Here is a 19,295-nt window from a genome sequence, read left to right on the forward strand (position 1 = left end):
CCCTGTCCAACCGCCCCGCGCCGGGTCAGCGCGCGGACGGCCACGAAATGTGTGGTGGGGACCCCTGCCCCCCGCAGAAGTGTCGCTGACGGGGGCCGCGCCGGCCGCCGGTCAGGCGCCGTCGCGGTCCCCGGCCGGTCGCTACTTGGCGCCGGCCTCGCCGTCGGTCTTGCCGTCCTTCGGCTCGTCGCCCTTGGGCTCGTCCTTCTTGCCCAGGTCGAGCTTGGGAGCCTCGTCCTGGTCCTTGGAGAGGTCGGTCTTGACCGGCTCGTCCGTCTCGCCCGCGGTCAGCGAGGAGGCGTCGTCCGGTACGACCGGCGCGTCGCCGATCGGCTCATCGGTGATGCCGTGGACGATGCGGTTGTACTCCGCGTCCTCCAGGACCGCGCCGATGGCGTTCTTGGCGTAGATCGCGTGGACACCGGGGGCCACCTCAAGGGTGAGGGTGTCGTCGCCGATCTCCTTGACGGTGGCGTACATGCCGCCGATGGTGCGGACGCCGGTGCCGGGGGTCAGGTGCTCGCGCATCTGCGCGGCAGCCTGCTGCTTCTTCTTGGCGGAGCGGGTCATCAGGAACATCGCCCCGATGAGCACGATGAATGGGAGGAGCATGCCGATATTCACGGGACGAAGATCCTTCGCACGACCGCGCGGGAGGCGGCCTTTTCTACGGGGGTGGGCATACCGACCCGAAGGGTCGGCATCGGCGGAGTCTAGGCGAGTCCGCACCGATGGAACAACGCCCAGCATGGCACCGCGGTTCCTGGACGGTCGAACCTCCGCGCCGTCACGCCCCGAACAAGCCCTGTTGTCCGCTTGATCCACTGACGCCGTGCCCGGGCGGGACAAGGCCCAGGTGAGCCCATGCGGCGGGGGTCGCGACCCGCCCGCGCGGGGTACGGGCCAGCAGGCCCTCCCGGACCAGGAAGGGCTCGGCCACCTCCTCGACGGTCTCGCGTTCCTCGCCCACGGCGACGGCGAGGGTCGACAGGCCGACGGGCCCGCCGCCGAACAGCTTGAGCAGTGCCTCCAGCACGGCCCGGTCCAGCCGGTCGAGCCCGCGCGCGTCCACCTCGTAGACCTGGAGGGCCGTACCGGCGATCTCGCGGGTGATCACTCCGTCGGCCCGCACCTGGGCGTAGTCCCGGACTCGGCGCAGGAGGCGGTTGGCGATGCGCGGGGTGCCGCGCGAGCGTCCGGCGATCTCGGCGGCCCCGGCGGTGTCGATCTCCACGTCGAGGAGGCGGGCGGAGCGGTGGATGACGCGTTCCAGCTCCTCGGGGGCGTAGAACTCCATGTGCCCGGTGAAGCCGAACCGGTCGCGCAGCGGCGGCGGGAGCAGCCCGGCGCGGGTGGTCGCGCCGACCAGGGTGAAGGGCGGGAGTTCCAGCGGGATCGCGGTGGCGCCCGGGCCCTTGCCCACGATCACGTCGACGCGGAAGTCCTCCATGGCCATGTACAGCATCTCCTCGGCGGGCCGGGACATGCGGTGGATCTCGTCCAGGAAGAGCACCTCGCCCTCCTGGAGGGAGGAGAGGATCGCGGCGAGGTCTCCGGCGTGCTGGATGGCGGGGCCGGAGGTGATCCGGATGGGCGCGCCCATCTCGGCCGCGATGATCATGGAGAGGGTGGTCTTGCCGAGGCCGGGGGCGCCGGAGAGCAGGACGTGGTCGGCGGTGGCCCCGCGCTGGCGGGCGGCCTTGAGGACGAGGTCCAGCTGTTGGCGGACCTTCTCCTGGCCGACGAACTCCCCGAGGTCCTTGGGGCGCAGGGCGGCCTCGACGGCGGTGTCCTCGCCGTCCGCCGCCGCCGCGACAATGCGGTCGCTCTCGTCGTCCCAGTTCACGGTCTCAGTCTGCCTTCTCGGTTCGTACGGTGATCATCGTCCCGCTCGCGGCGGTGTCCGGTCCGGAGGGCCGGTCGGCGCGAACCGGTTCGACCCGGTCCGGGCCCGTTCAGCGGGCCCGGTTCAGGGACTGGAGCGCGGCGCGCAGCAGTTGTGGGACCGGGGCCGAGCCGCCGGCGGCGATGGCGGCCTCCGCCTGCGGGGTCACCGCCGTGACGGCCTCCTCGGCCTCGCGGGAGGCGTACCCGAGGCCGATCAGCGCGGCGGCGAGCTGCTCCGTCCAGGGCGCGGGACCGGCCGCGGCGGCCCGCTGCGCCCCCACCACGGCGCCCAGCGGCGCGCCCAGCTTGTCCTTGAGCTCCAGCAGCAGCTTCTGAGCGCCCTTCTTGCCGATGCCGGGGACCGCCATCAGGGCCTTCTCGTCCCCGGTCGAGACCGCCAGGCGCAGGGCGTCGGGGCTGTGGACCCCGAGCATGGCCTGGGCCAGCCTGGGGCCGACCCCGCTGGCGGTCTGGAGGAGCTCGAAGACCTGCCGTTCGTCGTCGTCGGCGAAGCCGTAGAGGGTCAGCGAGTCCTCCCGTACGACCAGGGACGTCGCCAGCCGGGCCGTCTCCCCCAGCCGCAGGCCGGCGATGGTGGCGGGCGTGCACTGCACGGCCATGCCCACTCCGCCGACCTCGATCACGGCCAGGGTGGGGGCGAGCGCGGCGACCGGGCCGCTGACGAACGCGATCATGAGGGGCGGCCTTTCACGGCGGAGGCATGCTGGGCGAGCGCCTGCTGGAGGCGGCTTTGGGCGGGGGCCCGCCAGATGTGGCAGATGGCGAGCGCGAGGGCGTCCGCGGCGTCGGCGGGTTTCGGCGGGGCCGACAGCCGCAGCAGCCGGGTCACCATCGATCCGACCTGCGCCTTGTCGGCCCGGCCGGCGCCGGTGACGGCGGCCTTGACCTCGCTGGGGGTGTGCAGGGCGACCGGCAGACCGCGCCGGGCCGCGCACAGCATCGCGACGGCGCTGGCCTGGGCGGTACCCATCACCGTGCTGACGTTGTGCTGGCTGAAGACCCGCTCCACGGCGACCACTTCGGGCCGGTACTCGTCGAGCCACTCCTCGATGCCGCGCTCGACGGCGACGAGCCGGAGCCCCAACTCGGCGTCCGCCGGCGTCCGTACGACCCCGACGCCGAGCATCGTCAGGGGACGGCCGGCGACCCCCTCGACCACGCCGACGCCACACCGCGTCAGCCCCGGGTCCACACCGAGTACGCGCACGTCGCCCCCCTTCTTCGATCGCCTGTCCGTGTGCACGTGCAGGCTATCCCGCCCCACTGACATGACGACGGGCCGACAGGACGTGTCCTGTCGGCCCGTCGCACTGATGCGAGGTGTGGGGCGCCGGTCAGGCGTCGACCTTCTCCATGACCTCGTCCGAGACGTCGAAGTTGGCGAAGACGTTCTGCACGTCGTCGCTGTCCTCCAGCGCGTCGATCAGCTTGAAGATCTTGCGCGCGCCCTCCTCGTCCAGCTCGACCTGCATGGTCGGGACGAAGCTGGAGTCGGCCGAGTCGTAGTCGATGCCCGCCTCCTGGAGCGCGGTGCGGACCGCGACCATGTCGGTGGCCTCACTGATGATCTCGAAGGTGTCACCGTTGTCGTTGACCTCTTCGGCACCGGCCTCCAGCACCGCGCCGAGGACGTCGTCCTCGGTGAGCTCGCCCTTGGGCAGGATGACGACGCCCTTGCGGTTGAACAGGTACGAGACCGAGCCCGGGTCGGCCATCGAACCGCCGTTGCGGGTCATGGCGACGCGGACGTCGGAGGCGGCACGGTTGCGGTTGTCGGTGAGGCACTCGATGAGCACCGCGACACCGTTCGGGCCGTAGCCTTCGTACATGATCGTCTCGTAGTCCACGCCGCCGGCCTCAAGGCCGCCGCCGCGCTTGACCGCGGAGTCGATGTTCTTGTTCGGGACCGAGCTCTTCTTGGCCTTCTGGATGGCGTCGAAGAGCGTCGGGTTGCCGTCGATGTCGGCGCCGCCCATACGGGCCGCGACCTCGATGTTCTTGATCAGCTTCGCGAAGAGCTTGCCGCGCTTGGCATCGATCACGGCCTTCTTGTGCTTCGTCGTAGCCCATTTAGAGTGGCCGGACATCCGCCTGTCTCCTTCGCGTCACCAACAGTGTTCGTACCCGATCCTACCGGGACCTGTTCACAGCCCCGCGCGCACCATGTCGACGAAGTACGCGTGAACCCGGTCGTCGCCGGTGAGTTCCGGGTGGAACGAGGTGGCCAGCACGTTGCCCTGCCGCACGGCGACGGTGTGGCCGTCGTACGTGGCGAGCACCTCGGCGGCGGCGCCGACCGACTCGACCCAGGGGGCGCGGATGAAGACGCCCTCCACGGGGCCGCCCTCGATGCCCGCGAAGTCGACCTGCGCCTCGAAGGACTCGTTCTGCCGGCCGAAGGCGTTGCGGCGCACGATCATGTCGATCCCGCCGAGCGTCTCCTGGTCCTCACGGCCGTCCAGCAGCTTGTCCGCGAGCATGATCATGCCGGCGCAGGTGCCGTAGACCGGCATGCCGGCCCGTACGCGCTCGCGCAGCGGTTCCAGCATCCCGAACAGCACGGCGAGCTTCGACATGGTCGTCGACTCGCCGCCGGGGATCACCAGGGCGTCGACCTCGGTGAGCTCCTCGGGACGCCGGACCGGCCTGGCCACGGCGTCCGCCGCGGCCAGGGCGATCAGGTGCTCCCGTACATCGCCCTGGAGAGCCAGGACACCGATGGTGGGAGTCGTCATTACCAGCCCCGGTTGGCGTAACGCTCGGCCTCGGGCAGGGTGTCGCAGTTGATGCCGACCATGGCCTCGCCCAGGTTGCGGGAGGCGTCCGCGATGATCTTCGGGTCGTCGTAGAAGGTGGTGGCCTTCACGATGGCGGCGGCGCGCTTGGCCGGGTCGCCCGACTTGAAGATGCCGGAGCCGACGAACACGCCCTCGGCGCCGAGCTGACGCATCAGGGCGGCGTCGGCCGGGGTGGCCACGCCACCGGCGGAGAACAGCACGACGGGGAGCTTGCCGAGCTCGGCGACTTCCTTGACCAGCTCGTAGGGGGCGCGCAGCTCCTTGGCGGCGGCGTACAGCTCGTTGTTGTCGAAGCCGCGCAGCTTGGCGATCTCGTTCTTGATCTGGCGCAGGTGACGGACGGCCTCGACGACGTTGCCGGTGCCGGCCTCGCCCTTGGAGCGGATCATGGCCGCGCCCTCGGCGATGCGGCGCAGGGCCTCACCGAGGTTGGTGGCGCCACAGACGAAGGGGGTGGTGAACGCCCACTTGTCGGAGTGGTTGACCTCGTCGGCCGGGGTCAGGACCTCGGACTCGTCGATGTAGTCGACGCCGAGGGACTGCAGGACCTGGGCCTCGACGAAGTGGCCGATGCGGGACTTGGCCATGACGGGGATCGAGACGGCCTCGATGATCTCTTCGATCATGTTCGGGTCGGACATGCGGGCGACCCCGCCGTCCTTGCGGATGTCGGCCGGGACCCGCTCCAGGGCCATGACGGCGACGGCGCCGGCGTCCTCGGCGATCTTCGCCTGCTCGGCGTTGACCACGTCCATGATCACGCCGCCCTTGAGCTGCTCGGCCATGCCGCGCTTGACGCGGGAGGTGCCGATAGCCGACTCAGCGGACTGCGGGGTGGAGGGAAGCGTGCTCACGGATTGACCTCACTCGAAGGAAGAAGGGTGCTGCGGTACTACAGCACTGAGCAAACCTCCCGGGCCCAGTCCACTGCAAGGGCCAATGAGGAGCCGGTGGCTCCTTCCGATTTGGCCATCGGGTACAAATGCGCCCGTCCGGATGTGCCTCGGGACCTGCCGGGACGACACGCCTAGGGGCGGTCGGCGAGGTCCGCGGGCGGCTCGTCGTCCATCTCGAAGGCGAGCGGGAAGGGAGCGTGGCCGGCCAGCCGGAACCAGCGCACCTTGCGGTGCTTGCGCAGCGCCCGGGCGGCCCGTACGGCGTCGTTGTGGAAGCGCCGCGCCATCGGCACCCGGCGCACGGCCGCCGCCAGCTCCTCCGCGGCCTTCACCCCACCGGGCGCCGCCTTCACCGCCTCGACCTGGTCCGCGTCGGCGAACACGGCGCGCAGCGCCTGGCTCAGCTCGCTCTCCGCCACCTCGCGCTGCTCCTCCTCGGCCTGCCGGGCGCCGTGCGCCGACTCGTACAGCACCAGCGAGGAGGCGGGGTCGAGCACCCCGGAGGTGGCGACCTCCAGCACCACGGAGGCCCGCCGCACCAACTGCGCGTCGAGCGCGGCGCGCGCGGCGTCCATCCGCGAGTGCAGCCGGTCGAGCCGCCCGGCGGTCCAGCTCAGGTACACGCCGACGACACCGAGCGCCAGGGCGATCCAGACAAGGGTTTCGATCACGGACGGCGAGCCTACCGTCCACGCCGGAGCGGCCCGCGCGGTGCCGGACGCCGCGGGCCCGGCATGATCCGAAAGACGCGGCCTAGTCCCGGGTCAGGCCCAGCCGGGTACGGAGGCTGACGCGTTCGTCCGCGGCGACCGCCGCCGCGCCGTCCGTGACCGTCTCGTAGACGGCCAGGATGTCGGCGCCGACCGTCGACCAGTCGAAGCGGCGGACGTGCGCGGAGCCGCGCTCGCTCAGTTCCGCGCGGCGGGCCGGGTCGCGCAGCAGGCGCACCGCGGCGGCGGCCAGCGCCTCGGAGTCCTCGTTCGCGAAGAGGTCGCCCGCCCGGCCCTGGTCCAGGACCTGCGCGAACGCGTCCAGGTCGGAGGCCAGGACCGCCGCGCCCGCCGACAGCGCCTCGACCAGGATGATCCCGAAGCTCTCCCCGCCCGTGTTCGGGGCCACGTACACGTCGACGCTGCGCAGCAGCCGGGCCTTGTCCTCGTCCGAGACCATGCCGAGGAACTCGACCCGCGAGCGCAGGTCGGCCGGGAGGGAGGCCACCGCCTCCTCCTCGTCACCGCGCCCGGCCACCAGCAGGCGGACGTCCGGGCACTCCTCGACGATCCTCGGGAACGCCGCCATCAGGACGGGCAGGCCCTTTCGCGGTTCGTCGATGCGGCCGATGAAGCCCAGGGTCGTGCCGCCCCACTCCGCCTTGGGCGGGGCGGAGGCGAAGAAGTCCACGTCCACCCCGTTCGGGATGACGACGGCGTCCCCGCCCAGGTGCTCCACCAGGGTGCGCCGCGCGTACTCGCTCACCGCGATCCGGGCGCTGATCTTCTCCAGGGCCGGCTGGAGGATCGGGTAGGCGGCGATCATCGCCCGTGAGCGCGGGTTGGACGTGTGGAAGGTGGCCACGATGGGGCCCTGCGCCGCCCAGCAGGACAGCAGTCCCAGCGACGGGGAGGCGGGCTCGTGGATGTGGATCACGTCGAAGACCCCGTCGTGGAGCCAGCGCCGTACCCGCGCCGCCGACAGGAAACCGAAGTTCAGCCGGGCGACGGACCCGTTGTAGGGCACCGGCACCGCCCGGCCCGCCGAGACGACGTACGGCGGCAGCGGGGTCTCGTCGTCCGCGGGGGCGAGGACCGACACCTCGTGCCCCAGGCGGATCAGGTGTTCCGCCAGGTCCCGGATGTGGAACTGGACGCCGCCCGGCACGTCCCACGAGTACGGGCACACGATGCCGATCTTCACTAGGCGCGCTCCTCCAGATCGTCCAGCCACAATCGCTGCAACATGTGCCAGTCCTCGGGGTGCGCCGCGATGCCCGCGGCGAACGCGTCGGCGACCGCCTGCGTCATGACGGCGGTCTTCTCGGTCCGGGTGCCGGTCCCCGGGACCGCCACCTCGGGGTGGATGCGCCCGTACATGCGCGGGGTGTCGCCGTAGTGCAGGGTGGCAGGCAGCAGCGCCGCCCCGGTCTGCTGCGCCAGCAGCGCGGGCCCGGCCGGCATCCGTGCCGTCGCGCCGAAGAAGTCCACCTCGACCCCGGAGGCGGACAGGTCCCGGTCGGCGACCAGACAGACCAGGCCGCCGGAGCGCAGCCGGCGCGCGAGCGTGCCGAAGGCGGCCCCGCCGCTGTGCGGCAGCACCTCCATGCCCAGGCTCTCGCGGTAGGCCACGAACCGGTCGTACAGGGACTCCGGCTTGAGCCGTTCGGCGACCGTGGTGAACGGGATGCCGAGGTGGCTGGTCGCCCAGGCCCCGGCCAGGTCCCAGTTCGCCAGGTGCGGCAGGGCCACGACGACCCCCCGCCCGGAGGCGATGGCCTCGCGCAGGATGTGCTCGTCGGCCATCTCCACGTCGGCGGAGAACCGTCGCGCGTCCATGGTCGGCAGCCGGAAGGACTCCATCCAGTACCGCATGTACGAGCGCATGCCCGCCCGGGACAGCTCCCGCAGCCGCTCCGGGTCGGCGTCGGGGACGACCCGGGCCAGGTTCGACTCCAGCCGCAGCACGCTCTTGCCCCGCCGCTTCCACGCCGCGTCGGCTATCCGGCGGCCCAGGGCCACCGCGGCCGGCTCCGGCAGTCTCTTGACGGCCGCCCAGCCGAGCCCGTAGAGCCCGTCGACGAGCTTGTCCCGCGCCGCGCCCATCAGGCCGCCCCGCCCTCGGACAGGTGCGCCTCGGCGTCGGCTTCCGCCGCCTCGCGCCGTACGGTGACCACACGCTGGATCAGCGTGACGAGGGAACCCGCGGCCACCACCCACAGCGCGATCGGCAGCAGTACGCCGATCCAGGAGGGCACGCCGAAGGTCTGGAGGCCGGACAGGCCGGCCGCGACCAGCGAGATCACCAGCCTCTCGGCGCGCTCGACGAGCCCGTTGACGGCGACCGGAAGCCCGATCGCCTCGCCGCGGGCCTTGGTGTACGAGACCACCTGCCCACTGGCCAGGCAGAAGATCGCCACCGCGCACAGCGTGTTGTCGTGGCCCGAGCCGGCGTACCAGAGCGCGAGACCGCCGAAGATCGCCGCGTCGGCGACCCGGTCGAGCGTGGAGTCGAGGAACGCGCCCCAGCGGCTGGAGACCCCGGCCTGGCGGGCCATGTTCCCGTCCACCAGGTCGGAGAAGACGAAGAGGGTGATGGTGATCGTGCCCCAGAAGAACTCGCCCCTGGGGAAGAAGACCAGCGCTCCCGCCACCACTCCGGCCGTGCCGATCAGCGTGACGGCGTCCGGGCTCACCCCCCGACGGAGGAGAAAAGCGGCGAATGGCGTGAGAACACGCGTGAAGAATGCACGCGCGTACTTGTTCAGCATGGCCTTCCCGGAGGGTCGCTGGGCCGCACGGCCCCATCGGCCACCGGCTGGCCCATCGTAGCCGGCGCCCCGCACCCCCACCGCCCCGCACCCACCGGTTCGCGCCGGACAATCCCCGCGCCACCCGTACGTCATGCTCCGGACGGCGCCCGGTACGACGTATGGACGCAGTGTGACGGCGGTGCAAAGCTCGAAGAACCCCAGTCACCCTCCTCACCGCGACACCGGGAGGCACGATCACCATGGGAGCCACCTCACACCAAGCCGGGGCCGCCGGCAGGGCACTGACGGCCGACCGCCCCGCATCCGTACGGAACGTCGTGCTGGTCGGCCACAGCGGCGCCGGGAAGACCACGCTGGTCGAAGCCCTGGCGCTCACGGCGGGGGCCGTGAACAGGGCCGGACGCGTCGAGGACGGGGCCACCGTCTCCGACTACGACGAGATCGAACAACGCCGCCGGCGCTCCATACAGCTGTCCCTCGTGCCGGTCGAATGGGGCGGAATCAAGATCAATCTGTTGGACACCCCCGGATACGCCGACTTCGTCGGGGAACTCAGGGCCGGTCTGCGCGCCGCGGACGCGGCCCTCTTCGTCGTCTCGGCCGCCGACGGCATCGACGGGGCCACCCGCATGGTGTGGGACGAGTGTGAGGCCGTGGGCATGCCCAGGGCCATCGTCATCACCCATTTGGAGGCAGCCCGGGCGGATTACGCGCAGATGACCTCGATCTGCGGTGAAAACTTCGGCGGCGAGGACCCGGACGCCGTCATCCCCCTCTACCTGCCCCTGCACGGGCCCACCGGGCCCGACGGGCACGCACCCGTCACCGGACTGCTCGGGCTGCTCTCCCAGCGGGTCTACGACCACACCTCCGGCGAACGCGTCGAACGCGACCCGGACCCCGCCGAGCTCGCGCTGATCTCCGAGGCCCGCTCCCGCCTGATCGAGGGGATCATCGCGGAGAGCGAGGACGAGACCCTGATGGACCGCTACCTCGGCGGCGAGGACATCGACCTCAAGACCCTCGTCGACGACCTGGAGCGGGCCGTCGCACGCGGCACCTTCCACCCCGTCCTGATGGCGGCTCCGGCCGCCGAGGGGGCCCGCCAGGGCCTCGGCACGGTCGAACTCCTCGAACTGATCACCGGCGGCTTCCCCACTCCCGTGGAACGCCCCCCGCTCACCGTCACCACCCCCGACGGCGCGACGCGCCCCGACGTCACCTGCGACCCGGACGGGCCGCTCCTCGCCGAGGTGGTCAAGACCTCCTCCGACCCCTACGTGGGCCGCGTCTCCCTCGTCCGCGTGTTCTCCGGCACCCTGCGTCCGGAGGAGACGGTGCACGTCAGCGGACACGGACCGGCCGACCGGGGCCACGAAGATCACGACGTGGACGAGCGGATCGGCGCCCTGACCTCGCCCTTCGGCAAGCAGCAGCGCACCCTGACCCACGTCGTCGCGGGCGACCTCGCCTGCGTCGCGAAACTGGCCCGCGCCGAGACGGGCGACACCCTCTCCGCCAAGGACGACCCGCTCCTCATGGAGCCCTGGCCGATGCCCGAACCGCTGCTGCCCCTGGCCATCGAGGCCCACAGCAAGGCCGACGAGGACAAGCTCTCCCAGGGTCTGGCCCGGCTCGTCGCCGAGGACCCGACCATGCGGCTGGAGCAGAACCCGCACACCGGACAGCTCGTCCTGTGGTGCCTGGGCGAGGCCCACCAGGACGTCGCGCTGGAACGGTTGCGCACCCGCTACGGGGTCCAGGTCGACCCCGTCCCCCACAAGGTGAGCCTGCGCGAGACCTTCGGAGCCAAGGCCGCCGGACGCGGCCGGCACGTCAAACAGTCGGGCGGCCACGGCCAGTTCGCCATCTGCGAGATCGAGGTCGAACCCCTCCCGCCGGGCAGCGGCATCGAGTTCGTAGACAAGGTGGTGGGCGGGTCGGTGCCCCGCCAGTTCATCCCGTCCGTGGAGAAGGGCGTACGCGCCCAGGCCGCCCGGGGAGTGGCGGCCGGCTATCCGCTGGTCGACGTACGCGTCACCCTGCTCGACGGCAAGGCCCACTCGGTGGACTCCTCCGACGCCGCGTTCCAGACGGCGGGCGCCCTCGCCCTGCGCGAAGCCGCCGCCGAGGCGCCGATCCACCTCCTGGAACCCGTCGCGGAACTCGACGTCCTGGTCCCGGACGAGTACGTCGGCCCCGTCATGAGCGACCTCGCGGGCCGTCGCGGCCGTGTCGTCGGCACCGATCAGGCCGGCCCCGGGCGGACCCGGGTGCGGGCCGAGATACCCGAGATCGAGATCGGCCGGTACGCGGTGGAACTGCGCTCCGTGTCCCACGGCACGGGCGGGTTCAGCCGGACGTACGCCCGGCACGAGCCGATGCCCCCGCAGTTGGCGGACAAGGTTCGCGAACAGGCAGAGAAGGGAAGTTAATCGACATAGCACATGGGATGCCGCCCATTCAACCGTGTTGCGGTGGGCGGTATTTCCCTGTCCCATGACCACGGGGTGGGCTCCGCCGATAGGCTCTTGGGCGGGGCGAACGCATGACGGCACGTCGATGGGGGCAACGGTGGCGGACGACGGATTCGACTTCAGGCCCGGGGCGCAGATCCCACTCCAGGGAGGCGGCGGGCAGACCGCGGCGACCAACGCCCTGGCCTCCGCCGCGTACCGCGACGGCAAGGTGGACGAGATCCTCAAGGCCAACAACGAGTACCACGAGTCGAAGATCAAGCCGGGCAAGATCTCCCTCCTTGAACCCAACCTCGGCGAGGCCTTCTGCCGGGCCGTGGAGGCCCGCACCCTGGGCCCCGGGCGCAAGCCGCTGATCCAGTCCTTCGGGGCCGACCCGCAGACCGTCGTCGAGCATTGCCTGGCCGCGTCCCGCATCCGCAAGGAGCGCGACCGCAAGTTGCGCCTGATCACCCTCGTGTGCGGGGTGGTGTTCCTGCCCGGACTGCTGCTCTGGCTGGGCCTCTTCCAGCTCCGCAAGTCGCTCGGCAAGGGCAAGCGGGGGTCCTGGGTGGGCACCGCGCTGCTGGTCGGCGTGGCGCTGGTCATCGCCGTACTGATGTTCCGGCTGCCGTTCACCGGGTTCTTCGGCCTCTACCTGCGCGCCATGGTCATCGCCCCGGCCGTCGGTTGGTTCCTGGCCCGCCGGCTCTGCGAGACGACCGCGGTGGACATGCGCTCGCGCTGGGACGGTCTGCTCGGCGGGGGCGGGGTGGCCGCGAAGATCCCCGAGGCCGTGCCCGGCAACCCCGACGAGAAGGCCCGCGAGGACCTGCGCCACCAGTTGGCGAAACTGACCGCCGAGGACCGCAGCAACTCGGTCTTCTACGCCGGCCCCAAGGGCATCCTCGGCATGGGCACCCGCTGGGGCAGCTGGCAGATGGCCGAGGAACTGGTCCCCAAGACCGAGGGCGCCGAGATCCACCCGTTCCGCAGCTGGGACGTCATACGCGCGGTGGACACCGAACTGCGCAAGCTGGAGCGCGGCCCCCTGCACACCGGCGGCTTCCCGACCGCCTCGATCCAGCACTGGATCGTCACCCCGATCGGCGAGGGAGCCACCGAGGTGGCCCGCCCCACCGGTGAGGACGTGGACACCTTCCTGGTGAAGCCGCACGAGATCACCCGGATCTGCAACGAGCAGCAGTTCAGCGCGGGCAACCGGCACTACCTGGGCATCCAGTACCCACTCTGGGACGGCCAGCTGGTGATCACCATGCTGGTGACCGTCACCGTGCTCTACAAGACCCTGCGGGTGGACGTCACCGCGCACGCGCTCGGTCCCGTGCACGGCCTGTTCACCACGAAGTCCGCGCCCAAGACCGTCGAGGTCCCCAAGTCCGTCCGGTTCTGGGAGACGGTGGAACGCGGCCTGCCGCTGGTGGACGCGGACGAGGTGGTACGTCTGGCCGTGCGGGCCCCCCTGAGCTGGTACCCGCCGATCCTGGACTACCTGGGCGGCAAGCTGATCCTCCCGGAGCCCTTCGGCGTCCGCCACGTCTGGGCGGGTTCGATGTGGCGCCACCGGTTCATGGCGGACGACGCCCTGCGCACGGTGACCCCGGTCCTGCGGGCGGTGCACGCCGCCGTGTTCCGGGTGCTGGAGGAGAACGGCGTCGACACCGACCGCTTCATGAACCGCTCGTCCATCATGAGCGGGGTCATCCAGGAGCCCGCCCCGCGCAAGGCGGACGTCTACGACGCCTAGGGCGGCCGGCGAGGCGCACCTCCGGGCCCCCTGGGGCGCGGCGTGCCGGTCGGTGGGCCGACCGGCCGGTGCCCCGGTCAGTCGGTCGGCCAGGCCTCCGCGAGCATCCGGCGGGTGTCCGCGAGGAGTTGGGGCAGCACCTTGGTGTGGCCGACCACCGGCATGAAGTTCGTGTCCCCGCCCCAGCGGGGCACGATGTGCTGGTGCAGGTGCGCGGCGATGCCGGCTCCGGCCGCCGCCCCCTGGTTCATGCCGATGTTGAAGCCGTGGGCCCCCGAGGCCTTGCGGAGCGCGGTCATGGCCCGCTTGGTGAGCTCCCCGAGCTCGGCCGTCTCGGGTCCGTCCAGTTCCGTGTAGTCGGCGACGTGCCGGTAGGGGACGACCATCAGGTGTCCGCCGTTGTACGGGTAGAGGTTCAGCACGGCGTACACGTACGTGCCGCGGGCCACGATCAGCCCGTCCTCGTCGGACATCTCCGGAATCCCGCAGAAGGGACAGCCGTCCCCGGCCTCCGGGCCGGTCGGCTTGTTCTCGCCCTGGATGTAGGCCATCCGGTGGGGCGTCCACAGACGCTGGAACGCGTCCTGCGTACCCACACCGATCTGCTGCTCCGGCTCACTCGTCATGGGATGCAGCATATGACCTTGCCTTCCCTGGGCGTGTCGCCGGGGCGTACACCGGCCGGCGACGGGCCATGCTGGGCGGATGCGCGACGATCGGACGACCCGGGAGGCTGCCTGGGAGCGCCGCACCGAGCTGCCCCTGTTCTATGCCTCCCTGGTCTTCACCGCGAGCTACGCGGTCCGGGTGCTCGCCACCGGGGCGAGCGAGGTCCTGCGCGACGTGGCGCTGGCATTGACCGGCCTGACCTGGGCGTGCTTCATCGCCGACTACCTGGTCCGGCTGGTACTGAGCCGCCGGCGGGCGCTGGCGTTCGTCGGCCGGCACTGGCTGGACACCCTCATCGTGCTCCTGCCGCAGCTACGGCCCCTGCGGGTGGTCAAGCTCCACGACGCCGTCCAGGCCAAGACCAACCGCCCCCGCCGTGAACTGCACGTGCGCGTGATCATGTACGCCGGTCTGGCCGGAATCCTGTTGGGGTTCTCGGGCGCGCTCGCCGTCTTCGACCAGGAGCGGGACGCCCCCGGCGCCTCGATCCTCACGTTCGGCGACTCGGTGTGGTGGGTCTGCACGACCCTGACGACGGTCGGCTACGGCGACGTGGTGCCCGTGACCCCCGTGGGGCGGCTGATCGCCTCGGGGCTGATGCTGTGCGGTCTGGCGCTGCTGGGCGCGGTCACCGGTTCGTTCTCCTCCTGGCTGCTCCAGGTGTTCCGCCGGGAGGACGAGCCGGAGCCCCCGGAGGACGGAAGTCCTCCGGGGGCTCTCTGAGGGCCGTGCCGGGTCAGACCTGGACCCGGTCCTCGACGACCTTGGCCAGCTTGGCCAGCGCCTCGTCCTTGGCGATGCCGTTCTCCTGCGAACCGTCGCGGTAGCGGAAGGAGACGGTGCCCGCGGCCATGTCCTCGTCACCCACGATGATCATGAACGGAACCTTGAGCTTCTGGTGGTTGCGGATCTTCTTCTGCATGCGGTCGGAGGAGGCGTCCACCTCGACGCGCAGGCCCTTCTTCTTCGCCTCGGCGGCGAACGCCTGGAGGTACTCCACGTGCCCGTCCCCGATCGGGATGCCGACCGCCTGGACAGGGGCCAGCCACGGCGGCATGGCGCCGGCGTAGTGCTCCAGGAGAACGGCGAAGAAGCGCTCGATCGAGCCGAACAGCGCACGGTGGATCATGACCGGGCGTTGGCGCGAGCCGTCCGGGCCGGTGTACTCCAGGTTGAAGCGCTCCGGCAGGTTGAAGTCCAGCTGGACCGTCGACATCTGCCAGGTGCGGCCGATGGCGTCCCGGCACTGCACCGAGATCTTCGGGCCGTAGAAGGCGGCGCCGCCCGGGTCCGGCACCAGCGGCAGACCCTGCTTCTCCGCGACCTGGCGCAGGGTCTCGGTGGCCTCTTCCCAGATCTCGTCCGAGCCGACGAACTTCTCCGGGTCCTTGGTCGACAGCTCCAGGTAGAAGTCGGTCAGACCGTAGTCCCGCAGCAGGTTCAGCACGAAGGTCAGCGTGCGGTCGAGCTCCTGCGCCATCTGCTCCTTGGTGCAGTAGATGTGCGCGTCGTCCTGGGTGAAGCCGCGCGAGCGGGTCAGGCCGTGCACGACGCCCGACTTCTCGTACCGGTACACGGTGCCGAACTCGAACAGCCGCAGGGGCAGCTCACGGTAGGAGCGACCGCGCGCGTCGAAGATCAGGTTGTGCATCGGGCAGTTCATGGGCTTGAGGTAGTAGTCGGTACCACCGTCGAGCTGCATGGGGGGGTACATGCCCTCCGCGTACCAGTCCAGGTGGCCGCTCTTCTCGAAGAGGGTTCCCTTGGTGGCGTGCGGGGTGTAGACGAACTCGTAGCCCTCTTCCTCGTGGCGCTTGCGCGAGTAGTCCTCCATGGTGCGGCGGATGACGCCGCCGCGGGGGTGGAAGACGGCGAGGCCGGAGCCGATCTCGTCCTGTACGGAGAACAGGTCGAGCTCGGTGCCGAGCTTGCGGTGGTCGCGCTTCTCGGCCTCGGCGAGGAAGTCGAGGTGGGCCTTGAGCTCGTCCTTCGAGGGCCAGGCGGTGCCGTAGATGCGCTGGAGCATCGGGTTCTTCTCGCTGCCGCGCCAGTAGGCGGCGGCGTTGCGCATCAGCTTGAACGCCGGGATGTTGCGGGTGGTGGGCAGGTGGGGACCGCGGCAGAGGTCCTTCCAGCACAGCTCGCCGGTCTTGGCGTCCAGGTTGTCGTAGATGGTCAGCTCGCCGCCGCCCACCTCGACGTCCGCGCCGTCGTCGCTCGACGCGGAGCCCTTGATGCCGATGAGCTCCAGCTTGTACGGCTCGTCGGCGAGCTCCTCGCGGGCGGCCTCGTCGGTCACGACGCGGCGGGCGAACCTCTGGCCCCGCTTCTGGATCTCCTGCATCTTCTTCTCGATGGCCTTGAGGTCATCGGGGGTGAAGGGCTTGGCGACGTCGAAGTCGTAGTAGAAGCCGTCGCGGACCGGCGGGCCGATGCCCAGCTTGGCCTCGGGGAAGAGCTCCTGCACGGCCTGGGCCATGACGTGCGCGGTCGAGTGGCGCAGGATGTCGAGGCCGTCCTCGGAGGAGATCTCCACCGGCTCGACGGTCTCGCCCTCCCGCACCTCGTACGCGAGGTCCTTGAGTTCGCCCGCGACGCGCGCGGCCACGACGGTGCGCTCGCCGGCGAAGAGCTCGGCCGCCGTAGTGCCCGTGGCCACCACGCGCTCGTCCCGCTCGGAATCGCGTTGGATGATCACACGGACGTCTGACACCGGTCTCTCCTGAACTCTGGGGGTGCGCGAGCGAACACTGCGCGCCTGAATCGTACCGAGCGCGGGGGCCGCGCCGCCAAACGGTTGTCCCGCCGCCCCGGGAAGCCCTCTACGGTGGCCCCATGCCGAAGACGACCGGGCCCGTGCGGCCCTTGGACCTGACCGACGACGCCACCGCTGCCGCGGTACACCGCGTCGGGCGCGAGGCGTACGCGGTGGAGGCGGGACTGATCGGCTTCGACGGGATACCGGCGCTGCGCGAGAGCCTCGCGCAGCTGCGGGAGCGGCCCCTGCGCTGGCTGGGCGTGAGCGGCGCGGACGGGGAGATCGCGGGTTTCCTGGCATGGGAGGAGGAAGCCGACGGCTCCGTCTGCGTCGACCGGCTGTGCGTGGCCCCGACGGCCTTCCGCCGGGGCATCGCCTCGCTCCTGCTGCGGCACCTGCTGACCGACACCGTCCCCGACCGCCGGGTCACGGTCTCGACGGGCGCCGCGAACGCCCCGGCGGTGGCCCTGTACGACCGCCTGGGCTTCCTCCGCGGCGACGACTTCTCCCCCGCCCCGGGCCTGGTGATGGCCTCCTTCACCCGCGACCCGGGAGGAGAGGTCCAGGGCGTGGTGTAGAAGGCGGGCCACGGCGCGGTTTCGGAACACGCCCTCGGCCCGGCCCCCGCCGTCCGGGGGCAGCGACCGGCGGGCCCGACCGTCACTCGTCGGACGGCAGGACGTCGGACGGGTCGAAGGGCTCGTCCAGCGACTTCATCAGGCGGTCCCGTTCCACCTCGTCCAGCGGGACGGGGACGACGTCGGTGGCCTCGGTCAGCCGCCGGAAGCCGCCCCGGCGCTGGAGCCGGCCGCTCATCCGGACCGGAAGGCCCACCAGGTGCGCGTGTCCGGCGACCCGGTACGCCTCCTCGTCGAGCCGGGCCCGCACCTGCGGCACCTCCGCGCCCGCCAGCACCCGCAGCCGCACCGTCCCACCGCCTCCGGGGGCCGAGCGCCGCATCCGGACCACCGCCCCGACGACCCGGACCGGGACGGCCGGCTCGTCCCGGGTGTAGCGGGCGGCGGCCTCGCGCAGTACGGGGAGGTCACCCGGGGAGAACTCCACCGGCTCCGGTCGCGCCGCGCACCCCGCGGGCACCCCCGCGGCCGGGGACCAGGCCAGACAGACGCGGGCCCCCTCGGAACCCCGTACCAGGGCGATCAACGCCTCCGCCAGCTCGCGGCTGACGCCGGCGCCCACCGCCGCGTCGAAGGCCTCCATGCCCCCGGTGGCCCGCCGGTAGTCCACCGCTTCGCGCGCCGCGTGCAGGGCGTGGTGCAGCCGGGTCACGACCCCCCGCCCCCCGTCCACCGGGAGGTACGCGGTCAGCCGGCGCCCGCCCGGCGAGGGGCCCACGAGCACGCCGTCCAGGCTCCGTCGGGCCTGGGCGCGGTGCCGCGCGCCGTAGTACCCGGCCCGGGCTCGGACGGCGAGGGCGCCGGCCAACAGCACCTGGCGCGCGGCCGTACGGAGCTGCTCCTGCACGGGCCACGCCTCCGGCCGCCGCGCCGCGTACGCGCCCTCCGGGAACTCCCGCTCCCAGCGGATCTCGTCGCTCGGCACGCTCAGCCCGAAGAGCACCTCCCGCGCCGAGGGCAGCCCGCCCTGCGACAGCGCGGTCAGCGCCTCCTCCAGGAGGTCGGCGCAGTCCGGGAAGGTCCGGCTCTCCGGGACGAGGAGGCTGGTGCCCGGGCGGCCCGGCGGGGTCCAGCGTCCGTACCGTCCGGCGGCGCCGCCCCGTCGCAGCCAGCCGTGCCGGTGCAGGAGCGCGCCGAGTACGGCCGGGTCGACGTGCGCGGCGTCGGGCGTCGCGGGGGAGGTCGGGTCCACGAAGGGAGACGGGTCCGCGTACGGCGACGGGGACGACAGCGGTTCGAGGCGTGGTGCGTTCCGGTCCATCAGGGTGTCCCTCCCGACCCGACCCGGGTCATGATCTCGCAGAGCGCCCGGTCGTCGAAGATCCGAGTGGTGGGTATCCGTACGGTGGTCCGGCGCCGGCCGGTCACGGGGTGCCCGGCGAGATTGGTCCAGTAGCAGCAGTGCCGCAGGTCGAGCCGGTCGTGCCCGGCGCTGAGCCACTCCCCGCGCTCACGCGGGACGAGCATCACCACGAGGATCTTGTGGACGGCGACCGGGGTGCGGGCCAGCTTCACGAGGTGTTCGTTGTCGAGGGTGAAGCCGAAGGTGGCTCCGGCCGGCCGCGGCGGTATCTGGTAGGTCGCCTTCAACTGCACCTTGATGGTGACCTCGTCGTCGATGACGTGCTCGGACGCGCCGTGACTGACGTGCCAGTCGATGCCGTTGTCGGGAAAGGGCTGGGACAGCGAACACCCGGCCGCGGCGGCGACCGCGTGCAGGTATCCCACCTGGAGGGTCTCCATGCAGGCGGTGGTGGCGAGTGAGCCGCGCGACGGTCCGGTCGCCGCGTCCGTCCGCGGTCCGATCCGCCCTTGCAGCACCCCGCCCGGTTCGGGCTGCGCGAGCGCCATGGCCGGCTCCCCATGCCTTCCGGGCTCTGCCTCGTGAGGGGTGGTGGGGGTGACGACCGATCAGGCGTG

19 protein-coding genes are annotated in these 19,295 nt (G+C 71.6%); 4 read left to right on the plus strand and 15 right to left on the minus strand.

Annotation, left to right across the window (positions count from 1 at the left end; translation table 11 throughout):
• Window positions 1-141: 141 nt before the first annotated feature.
• From yajC to pgsA, 11 genes are all read right to left on the minus strand, one after another.
• Window positions 142-624, minus strand: a complete 483-nt coding sequence (gene yajC, locus E6R62_RS02695; protein ID WP_136210948.1) for a preprotein translocase subunit YajC — start codon at window positions 622-624, stop codon at window positions 142-144.
• A 163-nt stretch (window positions 625-787) separates the two neighbouring features.
• Window positions 788-1,846, minus strand: a complete 1,059-nt coding sequence (ruvB, locus tag E6R62_RS02700) for a Holliday junction branch migration DNA helicase RuvB (protein ID WP_136210950.1) — start codon at window positions 1,844-1,846, stop codon at window positions 788-790.
• 109 nt (window positions 1,847-1,955) lie between these two features.
• Complete coding sequence (gene ruvA / locus E6R62_RS02705; protein WP_136210952.1) at window positions 1,956-2,582, minus strand: Holliday junction branch migration protein RuvA; 627 nt, start codon at window positions 2,580-2,582, stop codon at window positions 1,956-1,958.
• A complete protein-coding gene (gene ruvC / locus E6R62_RS02710) occupies window positions 2,579-3,115 on the minus strand; it encodes a crossover junction endodeoxyribonuclease RuvC (protein ID WP_136210954.1) in 537 nt (178 codons plus the stop codon). Before ruvC ends, ruvA begins: the two co-directional genes overlap by 4 nt.
• Window positions 3,116-3,242: 127 nt before the next feature.
• Complete coding sequence (locus E6R62_RS02715) at window positions 3,243-3,995, minus strand: YebC/PmpR family DNA-binding transcriptional regulator (protein ID WP_136210956.1); 753 nt, start codon at window positions 3,993-3,995, stop codon at window positions 3,243-3,245.
• A 57-nt stretch (window positions 3,996-4,052) separates the two neighbouring features.
• Complete coding sequence (pdxT, locus tag E6R62_RS02720) at window positions 4,053-4,643, minus strand: pyridoxal 5'-phosphate synthase glutaminase subunit PdxT (protein WP_136210958.1); 591 nt, start codon at window positions 4,641-4,643, stop codon at window positions 4,053-4,055.
• A complete protein-coding gene (pdxS, locus tag E6R62_RS02725) occupies window positions 4,643-5,560 on the minus strand; it encodes a pyridoxal 5'-phosphate synthase lyase subunit PdxS (protein ID WP_030157377.1) in 918 nt (305 codons plus the stop codon). Before pdxS ends, pdxT begins: the two co-directional genes overlap by 1 nt.
• Before the next feature lie 173 nt (window positions 5,561-5,733).
• On the minus strand, window positions 5,734-6,273 hold the full coding sequence (locus E6R62_RS02730) for a LemA family protein (protein ID WP_136210960.1): 540 nt from the start codon (window positions 6,271-6,273) through the stop codon (window positions 5,734-5,736).
• An 82-nt stretch (window positions 6,274-6,355) separates the two neighbouring features.
• The gene (locus E6R62_RS02735; protein WP_136210962.1) at window positions 6,356-7,516 is read right to left on the minus strand and encodes a glycosyltransferase family 4 protein; all 1,161 of its coding nucleotides are present in this window, start codon (window positions 7,514-7,516) and stop codon (window positions 6,356-6,358) included.
• Window positions 7,516-8,418, minus strand: a complete 903-nt coding sequence (locus tag E6R62_RS02740) for a phosphatidylinositol mannoside acyltransferase (RefSeq protein ID WP_136210964.1) — start codon at window positions 8,416-8,418, stop codon at window positions 7,516-7,518. The genes E6R62_RS02735 and E6R62_RS02740 overlap by 1 nt, the downstream gene beginning before the upstream one ends.
• Window positions 8,418-9,083: a phosphatidylinositol phosphate synthase gene (pgsA, locus tag E6R62_RS02745; RefSeq protein WP_136210966.1), complete on the minus strand. Its 666-nt coding sequence runs from the start codon at window positions 9,081-9,083 to the stop codon at window positions 8,418-8,420. The genes E6R62_RS02740 and pgsA overlap by 1 nt, the downstream gene beginning before the upstream one ends.
• Window positions 9,084-9,325: 242 nt before the next feature.
• Between pgsA and E6R62_RS02750 the strand changes: the two genes are divergently transcribed.
• Together E6R62_RS02750 and E6R62_RS02755 are read left to right on the plus strand one after the other, a co-directional pair.
• Window positions 9,326-11,521: an elongation factor G-like protein EF-G2 gene (locus E6R62_RS02750; protein WP_136210968.1), complete on the plus strand. Its 2,196-nt coding sequence runs from the start codon at window positions 9,326-9,328 to the stop codon at window positions 11,519-11,521.
• Between the two features lie 139 nt (window positions 11,522-11,660).
• The gene (locus E6R62_RS02755; RefSeq protein ID WP_136210970.1) at window positions 11,661-13,310 is read left to right on the plus strand and encodes a hypothetical protein; all 1,650 of its coding nucleotides are present in this window, start codon (window positions 11,661-11,663) and stop codon (window positions 13,308-13,310) included.
• Between the two features lie 77 nt (window positions 13,311-13,387).
• On the opposite strand, the gene E6R62_RS02760 is transcribed toward E6R62_RS02755, so the two are convergent.
• Window positions 13,388-13,948, minus strand: a complete 561-nt coding sequence (locus E6R62_RS02760) for an HIT domain-containing protein (RefSeq protein WP_136210972.1) — start codon at window positions 13,946-13,948, stop codon at window positions 13,388-13,390.
• 67 nt (window positions 13,949-14,015) lie between these two features.
• Here E6R62_RS02760 and E6R62_RS02765 point away from each other — a divergent pair, with 67 nt between their 5' ends.
• Window positions 14,016-14,702: a potassium channel family protein gene (locus E6R62_RS02765; protein WP_136210974.1), complete on the plus strand. Its 687-nt coding sequence runs from the start codon at window positions 14,016-14,018 to the stop codon at window positions 14,700-14,702.
• A gap of 13 nt (window positions 14,703-14,715) precedes the next feature.
• Here the strand turns inward: E6R62_RS02765 and thrS are convergent, their stop codons facing one another.
• Entirely contained in the window at window positions 14,716-16,692 is a 1,977-nt protein-coding gene (gene thrS / locus E6R62_RS02770) for a threonine--tRNA ligase (RefSeq protein ID WP_136210976.1), read from the minus strand.
• 122 nt (window positions 16,693-16,814) lie between these two features.
• Between thrS and E6R62_RS02775 the strand changes: the two genes are divergently transcribed.
• Window positions 16,815-17,315, plus strand: coding sequence for a GNAT family N-acetyltransferase (locus tag E6R62_RS02775; RefSeq protein ID WP_136210978.1), 501 nt, complete (start codon window positions 16,815-16,817; stop codon window positions 17,313-17,315).
• 82 nt (window positions 17,316-17,397) lie between these two features.
• Here E6R62_RS02775 and E6R62_RS02780 read toward each other — a convergent pair whose 3' ends face one another.
• Window positions 17,398-18,636 (minus strand): hypothetical protein, encoded by a 1,239-nt coding sequence (locus tag E6R62_RS02780; protein WP_136210980.1) that lies wholly within the window; start codon window positions 18,634-18,636, stop codon window positions 17,398-17,400.
• Window positions 18,636-19,226, minus strand: a complete 591-nt coding sequence (locus E6R62_RS02785; RefSeq protein WP_136210982.1) for a DUF4365 domain-containing protein — start codon at window positions 19,224-19,226, stop codon at window positions 18,636-18,638. The genes E6R62_RS02780 and E6R62_RS02785 overlap by 1 nt, the downstream gene beginning before the upstream one ends.
• Window positions 19,227-19,295: the final 69 nt, after the last annotated feature.

The sequence above is a fragment of the Streptomyces sp. A1136 genome (genome assembly GCF_004795055.1).
GTDB lineage: Bacteria > Actinomycetota > Actinomycetes > Streptomycetales > Streptomycetaceae > Streptomyces.